The sequence below is a fragment of the Candidatus Binataceae bacterium genome, from assembly GCA_035650475.1.
In the GTDB taxonomy this organism is placed as follows: Bacteria; Desulfobacterota; Binatia; order Binatales; family Binataceae; genus JAKAVN01.
Genome location: DASRHP010000009.1, coordinates 72011 through 90899 on the forward strand (window position 1 = coordinate 72011; position 18889 = coordinate 90899).

The 18889-nt window shown below is 68.3% G+C and carries 17 protein-coding genes; 6 read left to right on the forward strand and 11 right to left on the reverse strand.

The window, feature by feature from the left end; all coding sequences use genetic code 11:
- Positions 1 to 14: 14 nt before the first annotated feature.
- The 4 genes from dinB to hemE are packed head-to-tail and all read right to left on the reverse strand — an operon-like array spanning position 15 to position 5656.
- Positions 15 to 1286 (reverse strand): DNA polymerase IV, encoded by a 1272-nt coding sequence (dinB, locus tag VFB33_06565; GenBank protein ID HZO81342.1) that lies wholly within the window; start codon positions 1284 to 1286, stop codon positions 15 to 17.
- Positions 1283 to 2728, reverse strand: coding sequence for a protoporphyrinogen oxidase (gene hemG / locus VFB33_06570; protein HZO81343.1), 1446 nt, complete (start codon positions 2726 to 2728; stop codon positions 1283 to 1285). The genes dinB and hemG overlap by 4 nt, the downstream gene beginning before the upstream one ends.
- 28 nt (positions 2729 to 2756) lie before the next feature.
- A complete protein-coding gene (hemH, locus tag VFB33_06575; GenBank protein HZO81344.1) occupies positions 2757 to 3683 on the reverse strand; it encodes a ferrochelatase in 927 nt (308 codons plus the stop codon).
- A complete protein-coding gene (gene hemE / locus VFB33_06580) occupies positions 3680 to 5656 on the reverse strand; it encodes a uroporphyrinogen decarboxylase (GenBank protein ID HZO81345.1) in 1977 nt (658 codons plus the stop codon). The genes hemH and hemE overlap by 4 nt, the downstream gene beginning before the upstream one ends.
- A 146-nt stretch (positions 5657 to 5802) precedes the next feature.
- Between hemE and VFB33_06585 the strand changes: the two genes are divergently transcribed.
- From VFB33_06585 to VFB33_06595, 3 genes are all read left to right on the forward strand, one after another.
- Positions 5803 to 7485, forward strand: a complete 1683-nt coding sequence (locus tag VFB33_06585; protein ID HZO81346.1) for a tetratricopeptide repeat protein — start codon at positions 5803 to 5805, stop codon at positions 7483 to 7485.
- Between the two features lie 121 nt (positions 7486 to 7606).
- The gene (locus VFB33_06590; protein HZO81347.1) at positions 7607 to 8377 is read left to right on the forward strand and encodes an enoyl-CoA hydratase; all 771 of its coding nucleotides are present in this window, start codon (positions 7607 to 7609) and stop codon (positions 8375 to 8377) included.
- Positions 8378 to 8448: 71 nt separating this feature from the next.
- Positions 8449 to 9327, forward strand: coding sequence for a hypothetical protein (locus tag VFB33_06595; GenBank protein HZO81348.1), 879 nt, complete (start codon positions 8449 to 8451; stop codon positions 9325 to 9327).
- Between the two features lie 18 nt (positions 9328 to 9345).
- Here the strand turns inward: VFB33_06595 and VFB33_06600 are convergent, their stop codons facing one another.
- From VFB33_06600 to tolQ, 7 genes are all read right to left on the reverse strand, one after another.
- Positions 9346 to 10269, reverse strand: a complete 924-nt coding sequence (locus VFB33_06600; GenBank protein HZO81349.1) for a bifunctional riboflavin kinase/FAD synthetase — start codon at positions 10267 to 10269, stop codon at positions 9346 to 9348.
- 83 nt (positions 10270 to 10352) lie between these two features.
- Entirely contained in the window at positions 10353 to 11270 is a 918-nt protein-coding gene (gene bamD / locus VFB33_06605; protein HZO81350.1) for an outer membrane protein assembly factor BamD, read from the reverse strand.
- 47 nt (positions 11271 to 11317) lie between these two features.
- Positions 11318 to 11860 carry a peptidoglycan-associated lipoprotein Pal gene (pal, locus tag VFB33_06610; protein HZO81351.1) on the reverse strand — a complete coding sequence of 181 codons (543 nt, stop codon included), beginning with the start codon at positions 11858 to 11860 and terminating at the stop codon, positions 11318 to 11320.
- Entirely contained in the window at positions 11853 to 13184 is a 1332-nt protein-coding gene (gene tolB / locus VFB33_06615; GenBank protein HZO81352.1) for a Tol-Pal system beta propeller repeat protein TolB, read from the reverse strand. Before tolB ends, pal begins: the two co-directional genes overlap by 8 nt.
- Before the next feature lie 83 nt (positions 13185 to 13267).
- On the reverse strand, positions 13268 to 14308 hold the full coding sequence (locus VFB33_06620) for a TonB family protein (GenBank protein HZO81353.1): 1041 nt from the start codon (positions 14306 to 14308) through the stop codon (positions 13268 to 13270).
- A complete protein-coding gene (gene tolR / locus VFB33_06625) occupies positions 14289 to 14750 on the reverse strand; it encodes a protein TolR (GenBank protein HZO81354.1) in 462 nt (153 codons plus the stop codon). Before tolR ends, VFB33_06620 begins: the two co-directional genes overlap by 20 nt.
- Positions 14751 to 14776: 26 nt before the next feature.
- Complete coding sequence (gene tolQ, locus VFB33_06630; GenBank protein ID HZO81355.1) at positions 14777 to 15490, reverse strand: protein TolQ; 714 nt, start codon at positions 15488 to 15490, stop codon at positions 14777 to 14779.
- A gap of 311 nt (positions 15491 to 15801) precedes the next feature.
- Here tolQ and gap point away from each other — a divergent pair, with 311 nt between their 5' ends.
- From gap to tpiA, 3 genes are read left to right on the forward strand one after another with little or no spacing between them, the layout of a single operon-like run.
- Entirely contained in the window at positions 15802 to 16806 is a 1005-nt protein-coding gene (gene gap, locus VFB33_06635) for a type I glyceraldehyde-3-phosphate dehydrogenase (protein HZO81356.1), read from the forward strand.
- A 42-nt stretch (positions 16807 to 16848) separates the two neighbouring features.
- Positions 16849 to 18027: a phosphoglycerate kinase gene (locus tag VFB33_06640; GenBank protein HZO81357.1), complete on the forward strand. Its 1179-nt coding sequence runs from the start codon at positions 16849 to 16851 to the stop codon at positions 18025 to 18027.
- Positions 18028 to 18086: 59 nt separating this feature from the next.
- Positions 18087 to 18860 (forward strand): triose-phosphate isomerase, encoded by a 774-nt coding sequence (gene tpiA / locus VFB33_06645; protein HZO81358.1) that lies wholly within the window; start codon positions 18087 to 18089, stop codon positions 18858 to 18860.
- Positions 18861 to 18889 lie beyond the last annotated feature (29 nt).

The window sequence follows — 18889 nt, forward strand, 5'->3', positions numbered from 1 at the left end:
GCTGGCTGGGGTCGCTACTTGATACGATGGGTGGGCGTGGCGCGTTCGGCGCGGGCGAGTCCGCGCGTCACCGCCTCTTCGCCGAAGCGCTCGCTTATCCGGTCGAGCGCGCGGTTGAGCCGGTCGCGGCGCGCGGCGCGCTCGGCCGAGCGATCGAACAGCCCGAGCTGCGGCGCCGCCGCGCTCTCGTCGCGCACCAGGTTGTGCACCTGCACTCCCGCAAGCCGCACCCGCTCGCGTTCGCGCACCCGAGCGAGCAACGCCCGCGCGACGCCCGCGACCTCGGCGCCGTCGTCAGTGGGCGCTTCGAGCGACTGGCTGCGGGTCAGGATGGGGTAGCGTCCCTGGCCGAGCGGGCGCGCCAGCTTGAGCTTGAGCGTCACTGTGCGCGCGCGCACGCAGTCGGCGCGCAGGCGCCGCCCGATCGCGTCGGAGTGCGCGACCAGCACGCGCGCAAGCTCCAGCGAGTCCAGCGCGAGGTCGTGCTCGAAGGTGCTCTCCTCCCCGTAGGACTTGCGCTCGTAGTTTGCGATCACCGGTCGCGTGTCGTGGCCGAGCGCGAGCTCGTGCAGCTGCGGCCCGACCGCACCGAACATCGCGCGCAGCCGCGCGACTTCGGCGCGCGCGAGGTCGCCGATGGTCAAGACACCCGCCCGATGCATCCGCGCGAGCGTCACCCGCCCCACGCCCCACAGCCGCTCGACCGGCAGCGGCTCGAGGAAGGCGACCAGCTCGTCGGGCCCGACGCACAGGAGGCCGTCGGGCTTGGAGAGGTCGCTCAGGATCTTCGCCCCCATCTTGGTCGGCGCGATCCCGACCGAAATCACCAGCCCGGTGGCCTCGCGCACGCGCCGCTTGAGTGCTCGCCCGGCCTCGAGCGGCGAGATGAACAGGCGATGCGTTCCGGTCAGCTCGAGAAAAGCCTCGTCGAGCGAAAGCGGCTCGACGATCGGACTGAACTCGCCGAACACCGCGCGCACCGTGCGCGAAACCTCCGCGTAGCGCGACATCCGGCCGGCCACGAAGGTGCCGTGCGGGCAAAGCCGATGGGCCTCGGCTGCCGGCATCGCCGAGCGCACGCCGAAGCGGCGCGCCTCGTAGGAAGCCGAGGTCACCACCCCGCGCCGGCTGCGCCCGCCGACGATCACGGGCAGCCCGCGCAGCTCGGGATTATCGAGCTGCTCGACCGAGGCATAGAAGGCGTCCATGTCCGCGTGCGCGATCACGCGCGGCCATCCGGCAAAGCTCGCTGCCCCGGGCGGCGCCTGGCCGCCGCGCGCGCTCATCGGGGCGTCGCTCCCGGCGTCGCGAACACGCGCTGCGCGGCGCGCTCGCCGCTCGCGATACAGTCGGGAATGCCGACGCCGTCGAGCGCCGCGCCGCACAGCGCAAGCGCCGGCAGCGCCGCCGCCGCGCGCTCGATCGCGGCCGCGCGCTCGCGATGGCCGACGGTGTACTGCGGCATCGAATCCGGCCATCGGGCGACATGCGTCCACATCGGCTTCGCGCGCACACCCAGCAGCGCCCGCAACTCCGCGCCCGCGGTCTCGACCATCGCGGCGTCGTCCAACGCCATCATCTCGCGCTGGAGCGCGCCGCCGAGGAAGACGCGCACCAGAAGCGTGCCGGCGGGAGCGCGCCCGGCGAACTTGAGGCTGGTGAAGCTCGCCGCAATGATGTTGCGCCGCTCGACGCTGGGCACGACGAAGCCGAAACTCTGCGGCGCGGCCGGGAACTCGCTCTCGCGATAGGCGAGGTTGACCACCGCCGCCGACGCGTACTCGATTCGGCCAAGACCGCGGGCAAGCTCGGCCGAATGCGGCGCCAGCAGGCGCGCCGCGCCGGGCGCCGGCAGCGCCAGGACAACCGCATCGGCATCCAGCCGCGCGCCGTCGGTGGTCACAACGCGCCATCGCGCCGCGCCGTCGCCGCGCTCCAACGCGACGGCCTCGACGCCCTGCCGCACGCTCTCGCCGAGCCGCCGCGCGAGCGCATCGACCAGCGTCTGGATGCCGCCGCGAAAGGTCTGGAACAGGCTCCATCGCGCGCCGCTGGTGCCGCGCGCGGATAAGCCCTGGCCGCGTGCGGCCTTGCGCAGGCCGATAATCACGCTGCCATAGCGGCGCTCCATCTCGGCGAACCGCGGCAGCGTGGCGTGCAGGCTCAGCCGCTCGGGGTCGGCGGTGTAGATTCCGCCGGCGAGCGGCTGCGCGATGCGCTCGAGCACTTCGCGACCGAGCCGGCGGCGGACGAAGCAGGCGAGGCTCTCGTCGCCGGGCGCGCGGCGGCGCGGAATCAGCGGCTCGAGCGCGAGCCGCAGCTTGCCCTTTGCGCTCAGCAGCGGGCTTCTGAACACCGGCCCCAGGCGCGCGGGTGCAAGCAGCGAGAAGCCTTCAGGGATCTCTGTCAGCCTGCCGCCCCGCACGACGTAGGTGCGGCGGAACTGCTCCCGCGTGCCGACCAGTTCGCTTTCCAGGTTCAGGCGCCGGGCCAGATCGCGCGCCCACGGCTTTTCGGTCAGAAACGAGTCGGCGCCGGCCTCGGCGATGAGACCGTGCTCGCGGAGCGTCCAGAGCGGGCCGCCCAGACGCATCCCGCGCTCGAGCAGCGTCAGGTTGATTAGCCGCCGGTCTTTGGCCGCGAGTTCAAGCACGCGGAAGGCGGCGCTAAGCCCACTGATCCCGCCGCCGATAACCACGATCCGGGACGCGGCGTCGTTGGCAGACATAAAGTCGTAACCGGCGCGCGGGAGCGGCTCACGCGCACAGCCGCTCGGCGATCAGCGCCGCCGTCATTTCGATGAAGCGCGGATGGTCGCCGACGGTGGCCGCGCGTACCATCGTAACGCCTACCTCGCGCGCCACCGCCTTAGCCTCGACGTCGAGGTCGTAGAGCACTTCGACGTGGTCGCTGAGAAATCCAATCGGAGCCACAACCGCCGCTCGTCCGCGAAGCCCGCGCAGGACGTCGCGCACGTCGGGCTCCAGCCACGGGTCGCGCGGGCTACCGCTGCGGCTCTGGAAGGCGAGTGTCCATGCGGGCCGGCCGAGCCGCTCGGCAATTAGGCGCGCGGAGTCGGTGAGTTCCTCGACGTACGCACTTGCGGCGGCCATCGCCACCGGGATGCTGTGCGCGCTGAAGATGACCTGCGCGCGGCCGCGGTCGGCGGGCTCGAGCCGCGCGAGCGCGTCGGCCACGCGCTCGCTGGCAGCCTCGATGAAGAGCGGATGGGCGTGCCAAGGTCCAACGTAATCGACCGCGGGCGCGGCGGCGCCGATTCTTGCCCGCGCCGCCTCAATGTTTTGCAGGTAGCGGTCCCAGCTCGCTTCGCATCGATAGGCCGCGAGCACGAAACCGAGCACGCGGCGCACGCCGTCGCGCGCAAGTTGCGCGAGCGTGTCTTCCAGACAGGGCGCGGCGTTGCGGAACCCGATCACGACCGGGGCGCCGATTGCCGCGCGTCGGAGCTGCGCGCGCAGCGCGGCGGCCTGGCGGTTGGTGACCTCGTTGAACGGCGAGCGCCCCCCGATCGCCTCGTAATGGCGCACGACCTCCTCGTAGCGCTCGCGCGGAATCGGCCGCCCGCGCGTCACCCGATCGAGAAACGGACGGATTTCCTCGCTACGCTCGGGGCCGCCGAAACCGATCAGCAGCACCGCGCCGTATCGCGCGCGCGGGCTCATCGCCGGCTCATCTCGTGCACCGCGTCCACCAAGGCGCGCACGTGATCGACCGGAGTTTCGGGCAGGATACCGTGGCCGAGGTTGAAGATGTGGCCCGGGCGACCGGCTGCCTGGTCGAGAATCGCGCGGGCGCGGCGTCGGATCTCGTCAACATTGGCGAACAACGCGATCGGGTCGAGATTTCCCTGCACGCCGACGTCGTAACCCAGGCGCGCCCACGCTTCGGCCAGATCAACGCGCCAGTCGAGCCCGATCACGTCTCCGCCCGCCTCGCGCATCAGTTCGAGGAGATTGCCGGTGACGGTGCCGAAGTGGATGACCGGAACGGTGGGGCGAATCGCCGCGATCACCGCCGCCGTATGCGGCAGGACGAAGCGGCGATAGTCGTCGGGGCCGAGGCTGCCGACCCAGCTGTCGAAGAGCTGGATGAGGTCGGCACCGGCCGCGACCTGCATGTTGAGGTACTCGGCGGTCACCCGCGCGAGCAGGCGCATCAGACGATGCCAGGTCTCGGGCTCGGTGTACATCATCGTCTTCGTCGCCTGGTACTGGCGCGAAGCGCCGCCCTCGATGAGATAGGAGGCGAGGGTGAACGGCGCGCCGGCGAAACCGATGAGCGGAGTGTGTCCGCCGAGCCCGCGGCGCGCGAGCTTGATCGCTTCACCGACAAAGCCGAGCGCGTGCGCCGCGTCGAGCGGCGGGACTCTATCGAGGTCGCGCGCGCTGCGAATCGGGCGCTCGACGACCGGGCCGTCGCCCTTTTCGTAGCGCAGCCCGACCTCCATCGGGATGAGCGGGAGCAGGATGTCGGCGAAAATAATTGCGGCGTCCACGCCCAGGCGCTCGACCGCGGTGACCGTGACCTCGGCGGCGACATCCGGCCGCCGGCACATCTCAAGAAAGCCGAACCGCTCGCGCACGCTACGATACTCGGGCATGTAGCGCCCCGCCTGGCGCATCAGCCAGATCGGCGTATAGGGGACGGGCTCGCGCCGGCACGCGCGCATCAGGGGATGGTCGCTCAAAGGCTCCGCCAGGGCGGGGCCGGCAGACGGCGCGCCGCCGACGCGCGCGGGCTTGGCACCGGCGCCCGCCGCCGCGCCGGCGCGCTTTTGCGCAAGTAGCGCGCCCGCGCGCTCGGCGGCTTCGCGCACCAGGTGGCCGAGCCGCGGATGCGCCGGTTCGAGGTCCACGGTCACGCCGTGTGCGCGCAGCTCGGCCGAGCATACCGGGCCGATCGAGCACACGACGGTCGTCGCTAGCGCCCTGCGCAGCTCGGCGCCGAGGCCGTCGGCCTCGGCCGTCTGCATCGCGTTGACGACCTGCCCGGAGCTGGTGAACAGCAAAACATCGGCGCCATCCGCAGCGATCGCGCGAATCGCCGCGCGCAGCGGGCCGCGGTCCTCCGGCAGGGCCCATCGATAGACCGGCACGCTCACGACGGCAGCGCCGCGCGCCTGGAGGCCCGCGATCAGCTCGCGGTTGCAGACGCCGGATTCCTGTACCGCGACGCGCTTGCCTTCGAGGTCCTCGGCCTGCGCAACGCTCGCCAGCACTTCGCGCCAGGTGTTGGGCTCGGGGATCGCGATGTTGGGTGCGATTCCCAACTCGCGCAGCGCGCTGACGGGTTTGGGACCGCGCGCCACGGTCACGGTTCGGCCCAGCGCCTCGACAATCGCGGCGCGCGGATGGCGTGTTTCGATAACGCGAAACAACTCGCGCACGCCGACTCCGGTGAGAAAGATTGCGAGGTCGAATTCGCCCGCCAGGAGGCGGCGGGCGAACTCGAAGGCGGCGGGATTGTTCTCCAGCGGCACTTCGCGCATCGAGGGCGCGACCCTGGCGACGCCGCCGAAGCGGCGGATCATCGCGGCGGTCTCCTCCGCCATCCGACTTTCGAAGGCGAACACGCGCAGGCCGTTGAAGCCCGCCGACGAGGGCGCCGGCGCTTCGGATTCTGCCTGAGGGGTCATCCGTGCACGCGAAAAAATCGCTGCGACTATCTTGGCGGCGGCGACCGCCCATGTCCATCGGGCTTCGGAGCCTGCTCTTCTCGCATAAATGCCGCTGGTAGGCTGCGCCGCGCATCCTTATACTGGCCGACAAAGGAGCGTCCCCGATGATACGCAAGGCCTGCTTGGCGCTGATGGCCGTGATCGTTGTTATCGCTGGTCTCGCGCTGGCCCAAAGCTCATCGCCGCAAGACAAGGACGCCGCTCGGGAAGCGGGCTCGATGCCGCTGTACAAGGGGCTCGGCCGCGTGCATCACCCGGTCACTACTTCCTCGCCGCTTGCCCAGAAATACTTCGACCAGGGGCTCGCGTTCGCCTACGGCTTCAACCATCAGGAGGCCGAGCACTCCTTCGAGCAGGCGGCGCGGGTGGATCCGCACATGGCGATGGCCTATTGGGGGAGCGCGCTGGTGCTGGGGCCCAATTACAACCTGCCGCAGGGTGAGAACACGGCGAAAAAGGTGCGCGCCGCGCTCGAAAGCGCGCGCAAGGCGGAAAGCGGCGCCACTGCCGAGGAACGCGACCTGATCGACGCGCTCTCACGCCGCTACGGCAGCGACGGCGTCGGCAGTCCGGCGGCCGATCAGGCCTACGCCAACGCGATGCGCGCGGTGGCGCATCGCTACCCCGACGATCTTGACGTGCAGACGCTGTTCGCCGAATCGCTGATGGACCTTCATCCGTGGCAGCTCTGGAGCCGCGATGGCAAGCCCGGCCCCGACACGCTCGAGATCGTCACGACGCTGGAGATGGTCCTGAAGAAGGATCCCGATCACATCGGCGCCAACCACTACTACATCCATGCGGTCGAGGCGTCGGCCGACCCCGCGCGTGGCACGCCGAGCGCCGAGCGCTTGGGCGCGCTGGCGCCGGCGGCGGGCCACCTGGTGCATATGCCGGCGCATATTTACATCCGCACGGGCCGCTTCCACGACGCCGCCCAAGCCAACGTCCGCGCGATCAAGGCCGACCAGGATTTCTTCGCCGCAAGCAATGAAACCGGCGTCTATCCGCTCGTTTACTACACGCACAACATCCATTTTCTCTGCTACTCGCAGATGACCGAGGGGCGCGGGCGCGAAGCACTTCTAAGCGCGCGCCTGCTCGAAACCAAGGTGCCGCTTGACGCCGTGCGCGAGATGCCGATGGCGGAGTTCTTGGTGCCGATGCCATACTTCACCGAGGCGCGCTTCGGGATGTGGGACGCGATCCTCAAGGAGCCCGCGCCGCCCAAGGACCTTCCGTTCACAACCGCGATGTGGCATTACGCGCGCGGACTTGCGTTCAGCGCCCGCCACGAGTTCGACAAGGCGGCGCAGGAGCAGAAGGAACTGGACGCCGCAGTCGCCGCGCTGCCCCCGGAGCGCCCCATCGGAACAAGCAACCGGGCCAAGGCCGTGGCGCAGGTTGCAACCGCCGCGCTCGAAGGCGAAATCGCCATCGCGAAGGGGAATCCTGCGGAGGCGATTGCGCAGCTGACCGACGCAGTACGGCGCCAGGACGCGCTCATCTACGAGGAGCCGCCGATCTGGTATTACCCGGTGCGCGAATCGCTGGGCGCGGAGCTGATGGCGGTTGGGCGGACGCAGGAGGCGGAAACGGTCTATCGCGAGGACCTGAGAATCAATCCCGGTAATCCGCGCTCGCTGTGGGGGCTCGAGCGATGCCTGCGCGCCGAGGGCAAGACTAAGGAAGCTGCAAAGGTCGCGAAACAGTTTCGCAAGGCCTGGCGCTACGCCGACAGCGATCCGGCGCCGCCCAAGCAAGTCGCGACGCGCTCCCGCGGCTGAGCCGGGTTTCCGGCGACCGAACGGCCGTGCATCTGTGCCATAAGCGACGCCCACGCGCGACGCGTTTTGCGCGGCGTGCGGGGCCTGTGTTAGCTCTGGGCGGCGGAGGTTTGCCGCCCCGATGAGCCAGCCGCTCGTTCTGGTAACGAAAGATGACGGTGTTGCGACCGTCACGCTCAACCGCCCCGAAAAGCTCAACGCGCTCAACCGCGAGCTGCGTGGAGGTTTCTGCCGCACGATGCAGGAGCTGGGCGCCGATCCGCAGGTCGGCGTGGTGATCATCACCGGCGCCGGGCGCGCGTTCTGCGCCGGGCTCGACCTCAACGAACTGGGCGTCGAAGGAATCCGCGAAGAGGGCGGCGCGACCTTCATCTCGGTGGTCGAGCGGATGGAACAGCCGGTCATCGCCGCGGTCAATGGCTATGCGGTCACCGGCGGCTTCGAGCTCGCGCTCGCCGCCGACATTATAATCGCCTCCGAGAACGCGCAGTTTGCCGACACGCATGCGCGGGTGGGCGTGATGCCGGGAGGCGGGATGTCGGCGCGGCTGCCGCGCGCGGTCGGCGTGCGCAAGGCCAAGGAACTTTCGCTAACGGGAAACTATCTGAACGCGCGTGACGCGGAGCGGCTGGGACTGGTCAACCGGATGGTCGCGCCGGATCAACTGATGGCCGCGGCGAGCGAGATGGCGCGGCAGATCCTGAGCGCCGACCAGCGCGTGGTGCGCCAGATGAAGCGGCTGATCAACATGGCGACTGAGGCGCCGCTCGGTGAGGGGCTGCGGATCGAGCAGGACTTCTTCCGCGCGTTCAACCAGAGCCGCAATTTCGCGACGGTGGCCGAGCGGCGCGCGTCGGTGGTCGAGCGCGGACGCTCACAGACGCGGGGTTGACCCGCGCGCCACGCATTTGTGCGCCACTGGCCGATGGGCCGTTCTCAGGCGGATTCGGGACGGGAGCTGCGATGACGACGAGGCGACTTTCACTGACGATGGCGGCGCTGGCCGTCACGGCGACCCTTGCGATGGTTGCGGCGTCGGCTGCCGCGGCGCAATCCAACTTCACTGCGGCGGACGCTAAGGCCGAGGCCGGCGCGCTACATCAGGGCGCGATCCCGGCCGCCGAGATTCCCAAGGCAATCGTTGACGCGGTGAACTCGCCCGACCGTCCCGCCGCCGACCGCGCGCTCGACGCCGGGCGCAAGCCCGAACAGTTGCTCGCCTTTTTTGGTATCGCTCCCGGGATGCACGTGGCCGATCTGTGGGCGGGTGGCGGTTGGACCACGGAGCTGCTTGCGCGCACGGTGGGACCGACCGGCAAGGTCTACTCGCAGAACGGGCCGTTTTCGGCGCGCTTCAAGAAGGCCGAGGAGGCGTGGAAGGCGCGCGTCAAGGAGCCCGGGATGAGCGATTTGGTCGAGCTGGAAAAGCCCTTCGACCATCCCGAAGACATCCTGCCCGTGCCAGCCGGGTCGCTCGATGCCGTGCTCATCAACATGAACTACCACGACATGGTCGGGCGCGGCTTTGACCGCGCGAAAATCAACGCTGCGGTCTTCAGGGCGCTCAAGCCCGGCGGCGTTTACGGCGTCGTTGACAACAGCGCGCCTGCGGGCAGCGGCGCCGCCGACGCGAATACGACCCATCGCATCGACGAAGCCTTCGAGATCAAGGACATCGAGAAGGCGGGCTTCAAACTGGCGGCGGCCTCCAACGCGCTGCGCAACCCGAAGGACGATCGCACCTGGCCGGTGTTCCAGCATCGCGGCGAGGAGGACCGTTTTGTGCTCAAGTTCGTCAAGCCCACCGGCGCGGGCGGCGTCGGCGCGGGACTCCCGCGCTGAATATGTGAGGCGCCGGGCTCAGGCGGCGGCGAGGATTTCGCGCGCGCGCTTGAGGTCCTGTGAGATCTGCGCCGCCAGCGCCTGGCCGGATTCGAACTTGCGCTCGCCGCGGATGCGCTCGATGAGGTCGAGGCGTACCCTGGCGCCATAGATGTCGCGATCGAAGTCGAAGACGTGCGCTTCGATCGTGCGCGCGGGCTCGCCGAACGTCGGCCGCATCCCGATGTTCGTGATCGACGCGAACGCCTCGTCGCCGATAACGACGCGCGTCGCGTAAACGCCGTCGGGCGGCAGGCATTCGGTTGCGCTCTCGATATTGGCGGTGGGAAATCCGATCGTGCGGCCGCGCTCGCGCCCATGCACGACGGTGCCGCTCACAAAATGATTGCGGCCCAGAAGCCGCGCCGCCTGGCGCATCTCGCCCGCCGCTATAAGCTCGCGAATCCGCGTCGAACTGACCTCGTGGCCCTCGACCGCCACCGGTCCGACCACCTCGGTTTCGAAGCCCATCTGCCGCCCCAGCTCGGCCATAACTTGCGCGTTGCCCGCGCGCTGATGGCCGAAGCTGACGTTGTGGCCCACGACGACGGCGCGCGCGCCCACCCTGCCGAGCAGGTAGTCGCGCACGAATTCTGTCGGGCTGAGCCGGCTAAGCGCCGAAGTGAAGTTGACCACCACCACGCCGTCGATTCCCGAGCGGCGCAGCAGCTCGAGCTTGTCTTCGGGCGCAAGGATCAGCCGCGGGGCGCGCTCGGGCACGAGCACCTTGGCCGGAAGCGGGTCGAAGGTCAGCGCGAAGGCGGTGCCGCGCGCGGCGCGCGCGCGATCGATTGCGCGCTGGAGGATCGCACGATGGCCGAGATGGACGCCGTCAAAGTTGCCCAGCGCGACCACCGGACACGGATGCGGCGCAAGCCCGTCTGTCAGTCGAAATATCTCCATCGCTCGGACGCGGCGGGCAGCCCTGCGCACTCGCAGACGCGGCGCGCGATGCAACGGCGGGCCGCCGTCCGCCCAATCTGAGGCTAGTTGGCCGCCATGCTCTTCATCATCACGCTCGCTGCCGACGCTTCGGCGGTTCCCGGATGGTCACGCACGAGCTTCTGGAGCGTGAGCCGCGCGTCGAGCGGATCATTGGTTCGCAGGAAGGCCTGCGCTTCGCGCAACTGGGCGCTGGCGGCGAAGCGTCCGCGCGGATAGCGCATCGCGAGGTCGTTGAATTGCAGGATCGCCTGGTTGTAGTTGGCTGAGTCGCGCGCGCCGAGCTCGAAAAGCGCGTTGGCCGAGAAATACTCGGCCGGCTCGGTCAGGGCCGACTTCGGATGGGTGCGCTGGAAGGCCTGGAATTTCTTGATCGCATCCGGATAGCGGCCGGCTTTCATGTCCACCAGGCCGTCGTAGTAAAGGCGCGAGCCCGGCTCGGAGCTGTTGCGCGCAGCCGCTATCTCCTGGCCGATCAGATCTCGCCATGAGGGAATCTCGGGCAGCGAAGGTGGCGGCGTGGCAGCCGGTATGGCGGGAGCCGCTGCGCCGGGGGCGAGCGCCGCCGTCGCCGCATTCGAGCCGGTACCTGCGGTCCCGGGTGCGCTCGCTCCCGCAGCACCCGGCACTCCGGTCGCTTCGGGGACGCCTGCGGCCCCCGGCACGCCGGGGGCTCCGCTCGGCACGGCAGCCGAGGCGCCGGTAAAGGTGTTCATCTGCGATTCGAGCTTGGCCAGGCGATCGTTGATTGAGGCGAGCTGTTTGCCGCCGCGTGCGCCGCCGCTGTGCTGCAATTCGGTTACGCGGTCGTTCAGCCGCGAAACTTCTTCCTGCAACTGGTTCATCTGCTGGCGATCGTTGGCGATCATCTCGCGCAGCGATTGCTCATTCTGCGAAAGGGTGTCCATGTCTGCGCGCGCGGCGCATCCCGCACCCAGCGCGGCGGCGACGAGCGCCGCCAAGGACCATCGGAGACGGCGGTTATCGAGAAACACGGCGCGGACTCCGGCTATTGGCCGACCACGAAGTGGTCGCGACGGTTCTCCGCCCAGCATTGGTCGGTATCTTCGGTGCAAAGCGGAAGCTCCTTGCCGTAGCTGATGGTGGACATGCGGTCGGCCGCGATACCCAGCGTGCTCAGGTAGTCCTTGGCAGCCTGGGCGCGCTTGGCGCCGAGGGCCAGATTGTACTCCTCGGAACCGCGATTGTCGCAATGGCCCTCGATCTGAACGCGCGCCTTGGGATTCTTGGTCAGCCAGTCGGCATTGCTCTTGAGGATCTCACCGTCCTGCGGGCGGATCGAGTAGTCGTTGTAGTCGAAGTGGATGTCGCTGAGCGGTCCCTGTCCGCCCTTGCCAAGCATCCCTTTCTGGAATTCGGCAAGCGAGCTGCCGCCGCCTGCGCCGACCCCAGTCTCGCCCATCCCCGCGCCGGCGGCGCCTTGGCCGGGCTGCGTAGCTTGCTGCGAGGAGCAGCCTGCGGCCAGCGCGAGAGCCAGCGCGGCCGCCGCCGTGACGAACGCGGCGCGCCCGAATCCTTGCCTCCTAACCACCCATCCACCACGACCACGCGGGAGAACTGTCATCGCCATTATCCTCCATCAAGGCAGAAATGATCTTGCCGGTTTGCGTTTGCGTATTGACCTGCATCAAGTACAGCCGCTCGACGCCGCCGCGGCGCGAGCTGAACACCAGGTAGCGGCCGTCGGGCGACCACGACGGCGACTGATTTGACCCCGTCTGGGTCAGTTGGGTCGCCTGCCCGCCGGCGGTCGGAATCAGGAAGATGTTGAACGCGCCGCCAATGCGGCTTTGGTAGGCCAGCCATTTGCCGTCGGGCGAGAGCGCCGGCGAGGTGTTGTAGTTGCCTTGGTAGGTGACCCGGCGTGCGTCACCGCCGGACAGGCTCATCACGTAGATCTGCGGTGTGCCCGAGCGATCCGAAGTAAAGGCGAGTATGCCACCGTCGGCGGAAACCACCGGGTTGACGTTGATCGTGTTGCCCCGCGTAAGCGGCCGAATCTCCTGGCCGCTACGATCGAGCAGATAGAGATTGGTGTGACCGCCGTGCTCGATTGCCGCGACGACTCGGGCGCCGTCAGGCGTTAGTGTGCCGCCCACCATCATCCCGCGTGCGCTCTGGATCCTGATTTCGGTCCGCCGGGCGATATCGAACAGGTACAGCGCCGGCTCGCCGGTCTTGTAGGACAAATAGAGCACCTCGCGCGGGCCGCGCGCGAACTGCGGAAACAGGTTAATCGTCGGGTTGTCGGTGACGCGGAAGAGGTCGCCGCCGTCGGGCGCCGCCAGATAGACTTCCTTGAAGCGTCCGCCGCGGGTCGAGACGAACGCGATCCGGCTGTCGAACGGGCCCCTGGTGCCGGTGGCCGCCTTGAGCACCGAGTCGGCGAACCGTCGCGCCATCTGCGCCACGTCGGCCGGCCCCCCGTTGAAGCGCGTGCCGAACATCCGCCGCTGCTGGGCGACGTCGAAGAGCAGCGCCTCGAGCGAGATCTGGCCGTCCTTGACAGTCACCGCCCCCTTGACCAGGAAGTCGGCGTTGATCGAGCTCCAGTCAGCGAAGTTGAACTGGCCGAGGTCGTAGCCCGACTTTTGCGCATCCTCGATGTAGGCTTTAGGCGGGATGAGCCTGAAAAAGCCGCTGAGCTCGAGATCGCGGCGCAGGACGCGCACGAAATGGTCGGAGACCGTCTGCTGATCATCACCCCCGAGGTTCTTGAGTTCAGAGACCGCGATCGGGGCGAGTGTCGAGCCGGGGCCGACGATCGACATCTTGATCGGCTGCGCCGATGCGCGCGAGGCGCTCGCTACGAGGGTCAGCACGACAGTCAAGAGTCCAGGGATAAGCCGCCTCATCATTTCCTTCCACCCGCCGCCTGCGCCCGCGCGCCGCGGCTCGTGCCGCATGCGCGCGCGGATCTGCCGCCTCCTCCTTCAGCCTAGGATTTTAACTCGCCCAACTTGAAGACCGCCTCCACCCCTTCGGCAAACTGCGGGCGGTACTTTTCAGGCGGCGGCGGAAACGGCGCCGCGCGCCGGATCGCGCGGATCACCGAGTCGTCGAAGGCCGGGTCGCGCGAGCTCTGGGTCACCTTCACCCCGGTCAACTGGCCGTCAGTACCGATCGCGAAGGTCACGCTGGCGGTGAGGTCGCTGCTGCCGCCGCCCGCGAAACTCCAGGCCTTCTTAATCCGCTCCTGCACCGTACGATAGTAGAGCAGAAACTGGAGGTCCTGTTGAATCCCCGCGCTGCCGGTGCCCGCGCCGACGCCGTAGCCCGAGCCTTCGCTCGGCACGTTGGCAACCACCGGTCCGCCGCCGGCCGGCCCGTTGGTCTTTTGCGCCTCGGAGAGTTTGCGATGTTCGAGGTCTTCCTTGAGCAGCTGCTGCTTGAGCGCGGCGAGCCGCGCCTTTACGTCGGGCGTGGGCTCCGCGCGTGCCGTCACGATCTTGCGTTCCGGCTCGCGCCGCCGCTCGCTGCGCTTGGGCGTGGGCGTCGGAGTGGGGCGCTGGCGGTGGCGCCGCGGCTTTGGTGTCGGATGAGGAGTCGGCGCGCGGGCCGGCTCGGGGGTCGGTTCGCGGGTAGGCTCGGGCGTAGGCCTGGGCGTGCGCTCGGCAATCGGTGTGGGAGTCGGAGTGCCGAGCGTGTTGAGCGCGATCACGTTCTTATCGTTCTCCGGCGCAGGAAGCGGGGCCTTGGGGCGTTCGACGGCCGGTTTCTTGTGTTCCTCCCTGCGCGCCTTAGCCCGATGCTCCGGCCCCAGGCGCGGCAGATGGGTACCGAGGTCGCCGGCCGGGAGCTGATCGACGATCTTGACCGTATAGCTGGGCGGCGGAGCGCTCGGTTGATGGAAGTATGAGGGCAGAATAACCAGCACCAGCGCGAAGAAGATCGCGTGGCCGAGCCCCGAGAGAATGATCGCGCCGGTGTAGCCCCAGCGCTCCGAGCGCTCGCGGCCCTCAAGGTTTGGTGCTGCCACCGCGCGACTTGCCAGCCGCCGCTGCGTCCTCGCCCGGCGCCGGCATCTCCGTCACCATCCCGACGTTCTCGATTCCCGCCGCCCGGATCGCCGCCATCGTCCGAATCACCGCCCCGTACGGCACGTCCTCGTCGGCGCGCACGAAGACCTGGCGATCGGGCCGCTCGCCCGAGATCGCCTGGAGCTTCTCGGTGAGCTGATCGAGGGTGAGCCGGGCGTCGTTGAGATAGACGTCCTGGCTGCGCGTGATAGAAACCACGAACTGCTGTTCCTTGCCCGGCAGCGCGGCGGCCTTGATCCGCGGCACGTTGACCTCGACGCCCTGCTGGATGATCGGCGCGGTGACCATGAAGATCACCAGCAGCACGAGCATCACGTCCACCAGCGGCGTGACGTTGATCTGCGAGACGAACTGGCCGCGCTGTCCGGGTTCGAAAGCCATCGCTTGCGCGCTCGGCGCGGGCGCCCCTAGGTCAGGAAGTGGCGCTCGGCGATATTGAGAAACTCCGAGGTGAAGTTCTCCATCTCGGTCGCCAGCTCGCGCACGCGCGCGATGAAGTAGTTGTAGAACATCTGCGCCGGAATCGCGGCAACCAGCCCCACGGCGGTGGTGATCAACGCTTCGGCGATCCCGGGCGCGACCGCCTGGATATTCGACGAATGCGCGGCCGACAGTCCGATGAATGCGGTCATGATCCCCCACACCGTTCCGAACAGCCCGATGAACGGGCAGGTCGAACCGGTGGTGGCGAGAAAGGTGATGCCTTTTTCGAGCTTGGTCGTCTCGACGTTGGCCTGGCGGCGCATCGCGCGCGTTACGTTGTCCACGCCGCCGAGGTCGGTCGAAAAGCCGCCCTCGGCGCCGACCGCTTGGCGCTTGGCGCGGGTGAGCTGGAGCAGCTCCTGATAGCCTGCGCGGAAGACCTGGGCGACCGGGCTGCGGGTCAGGCCGACGCTGCCGCTATGGATCGCGGCGAGGTTCTTGGATTCCCAGAAGAGCGTGATGAAGCGTTCCGACTCACGCCGCGCGTGCGAGATCTGGTTGAGCTTGTAGATGATGATGCCCCAGCTCACGACCGAAAACGCGACCAGCGCCCAGAGCACCCCCTGGACTACCGGGCCGGTGCCGAACAGCAGTTCGGCCACCCCGATTCCGCCGGGGCCACCTAACTCATGGGGCATACCACTTCCACTCCACCGTGGGATTGAACGTATTATACGGATTTCCTTGCAGTCAATTCACGATGCGTCGGCGGCGATCAACGCCGCCCGGCGGCTAGTCTATCGTGCGCCGTGCGATGCACGGATGGACGCCGCACAGCCGACGCAGCCATTCGGCAAGCCGCACCGCGCGTTGCACATGGACGATCGAAAAGCTGCCCGCTTGCACAAAGTATGTTAGTCTGCTTTTTGAATCGATGCCCGGCCGCCGCGCCGGGATTTTGTTGAAGTCCACGGAGAGCTCGGAGAGTTTTATCGAGGAGGATCGCGTTGTGGCGACCAGGATTGGGATCAACGGTTTCGGCCGAATCGGCCGGATGGCATTGCGGGCGATGTTGAGCAAGCGCGAGCTCGAGGTTGTCGCGGTCAACGACATCACCGACGCCAAAACCCTAGCGCATCTGCTTAAGTACGACTCGGTGCACGGCCCGCTCGCGCAGCAAGTCAAGAGCGAGGGCGACCAGATCATGGTCGACGGGCGCGCCTTCCGCGTGCTTGCCGAGCGCGATCCGGGCAAGCTCCCGTGGCACGAGCTTAAAGTGGACGTGGTGGTCGAATCGACCGGGCTGTTCACCGCGCGCGACAAGGCCGCGCTCCATCTCAAGGCCGGCGCGCGCAAGGTCGTGATCAGCGCGCCCGCCGACGGGGTTGACGTGACGCTCTGCATGGGCGTCAACCAGCAGGCCTACGATCCGGGCAAGCATCATGTGATCTCCAATGCCTCGTGCACGACCAACTGCCTGGCGCCGGTCGCCAAGGTGCTCCACGAGAGCTTCGGCATCGTGCACGGCCTGATGACCACCGTTCACGCCTATACCTCCGACCAGATGCTCCAGGACGGGCCGCATCGCGATCTGCGCCGGGCGCGCGCGGCGGCGCTTTCGATGGTGCCGACGTCGACCGGCGCGGCGCGTGCGATCGGCCTCGTGTTGCCGGCGCTCAAGGGCAAGCTCGACGGCATCGCCGTGCGGGTGCCGACCGCCAACGTCTCGGTGGTCGATCTGACGGCGGCGGTCGAGCGCGACGCCGACGAGAAGGCGGTCAACGCGGCGATGAAGGGCGCGGCAGAGGGCGAGCTGCGCGGCATCCTGGCCTACTGCGAGGAGCCGCTGGTGTCGGCCGATTTCAATGGCAACCCGCACTCGTCGATCTTCGACGCGCCGCTGACCAAGGTGCTGGACAAGCGGCTGGTCAAGATCTTCTCGTGGTACGACAACGAGTGGGGCTACTCGAATCGGCTTGCCGACGTGACCGTCTTCGTCGCAAGCAAGCTGTAAACGCGCCACGCGCGCACATTGGTTACCGGTTACCGCTGAGTTATGCCCGCGCTTGAGCTGACCCAACTTAGGCTCGACGGCCGCAAGGCGCTGGTGCGATGCGACTTCAACGTGCCGCTGCGCGAAGGGCGCATCGCCGACCCGGCGCGCGTGGAGGCGAGCCTCGACACCATCCGCTACATTCTCGCCCAGGGCGGCGCCGCCGTGCTCTGCTCGCATCTCGGTCGCCCCAAGGAACGGACGCCCGAGCTCAGCCTCAAACCGGTCGCCGAGTATCTCAGCACCGCGCTGGGAGTGAAGGTTGCGCTGGCTCCTGATTGCATCGGCGAGGTGACGCTGCGGATGGTCGCCGGGCTCAAGCCCGGCGGCGCACTGCTGCTCGAGAACCTGCGCTTCCATCCCGAGGAGGAGGCCAACGACCGCGACTTCGCGCACGAGCTCGCCCGCGGCAAGGACGTTTACGTCAACGACGCTTTCGGCTCGGCCCATCGCGCGCACGCCTCGACCGTCGGGGTGACGCGCTATCTGACCGAGCGCGCGGCGGGCTTCCTGATGATGCGCGAGCTGAAGGCGCTGAGCGTGTTGCTCGAAAATCCGGCGCGCCCCTACGTCGCGATTCTCGGCGGGGCCAAGGTCTCCGACAAGATCGAGGTCATCCGCAACCTGCTGACGCGGGTGGACGCAATCCTGATCGGTGGCGCAATGGCCTACACGTTCCTGCGCGCGCGCGGCGTCGACGTCGGCCGCTCGCGCGTCGAGGAGGACAAGCTCGAGCTCGCGCGCGACCTGATGTCCGAGGCGATACGCCGCAAGCTGAGGCTCGTGCTGCCAGTCGATCACGTCGTCGCGGCCTCGCCCGAGGAGGGCACCGCCGAGACCGCCGAGACGATCCCGGCCGACCGGATGGGCCTCGACATCGGGCCGCGCACCATCCAGGAGTTCATCGCGCACTTGGCCGGGGCGAAGACCGTGGTGTGGAACGGCCCGCTGGGCTACTTCGAGCTGCCCGCCTTCGCCCACGGCACGCTGCGAGTGGGCGAGGCATTGGCCAACCAGCCCGGCGTTTTCAGCGTGATCGGCGGGGGCGACACCGCGGCGGCGCTTTCGGGCCATCCGTGGTCGGCGCGCTTCAGTCATATCTCGACCGGTGGCGGTGCGACTCTGGAGTACCTCGAAGGGCGGGAGCTGCCGGGAGTCAAGGCGCTCGAAACCCAGAGCTGAGGCGCCGGCGCGGCGCCGCGGTGCGACCGAATCGATCGTTGAGAGCGGGAGAGAACGCGATGCGCAGGAAAATGCTTGCCGCAAACTGGAAAATGAACCTGACGCCGCTCGAGGCGCGCCAGCTTGTGCGCGCGCTGCGCGCCGTGCTCGATCGCGAGGCGGCGGCGCTCGCACGCGACCGCGACGTCCTTGTCGCGCCGCCCTTCATCTCGATTCCGGCGGTTGCCCAGGAGCTGGCCGGCTCGAATATCGCCCTCGGCGCGCAGAACATGCACTTCGAGGAGAAGGGCGCGTTCACCGGCGAAATATCGGCGCCAATGCTGCGCGCGCTCGGCGTTACCCACGTCATCCTTGGCCACTCCGAGCGCCGTCACCTCTTCGGCGAGAGCGACGAACTGATAAATCGCAAGGTCCGCGCCGCGGTCGCCCACCGCCTCGTCCCGATCCTGTGCGTCGGCGAAACCCAAGCCGAGCACGACGCCGGTCGCACCACCGAGGTGGTCCTGCGCCAGACACTGCTCGGGCTCGACGGGCTGGAGGCGAAGGAGGCGGCGCGCGCGATTATGGCCTACGAGCCCGTGTGGGCGATCGGGACCGGGCGCAATGCCACTCCCGAGCAGGCTTCGCTCGTCCACGGCGCGATCCGTCACGTCCTCAGCGAGCACTTTGGCAAGGAGACCGCCGAGACGATCCGTATCCTGTACGGCGGCAGCGTTACCCCCGACAACGTCGACGCGCTAATCGGAAGCCCCGATATTGACGGGGCTTTGGTCGGCGGGGCAAGCTTAAAGGCCGATTCGTTCGCCCGCATCGTGCGGGCGCGGATGGTCTGAGGCGCAAAGCCGAAGGAATCAGGTAGAAG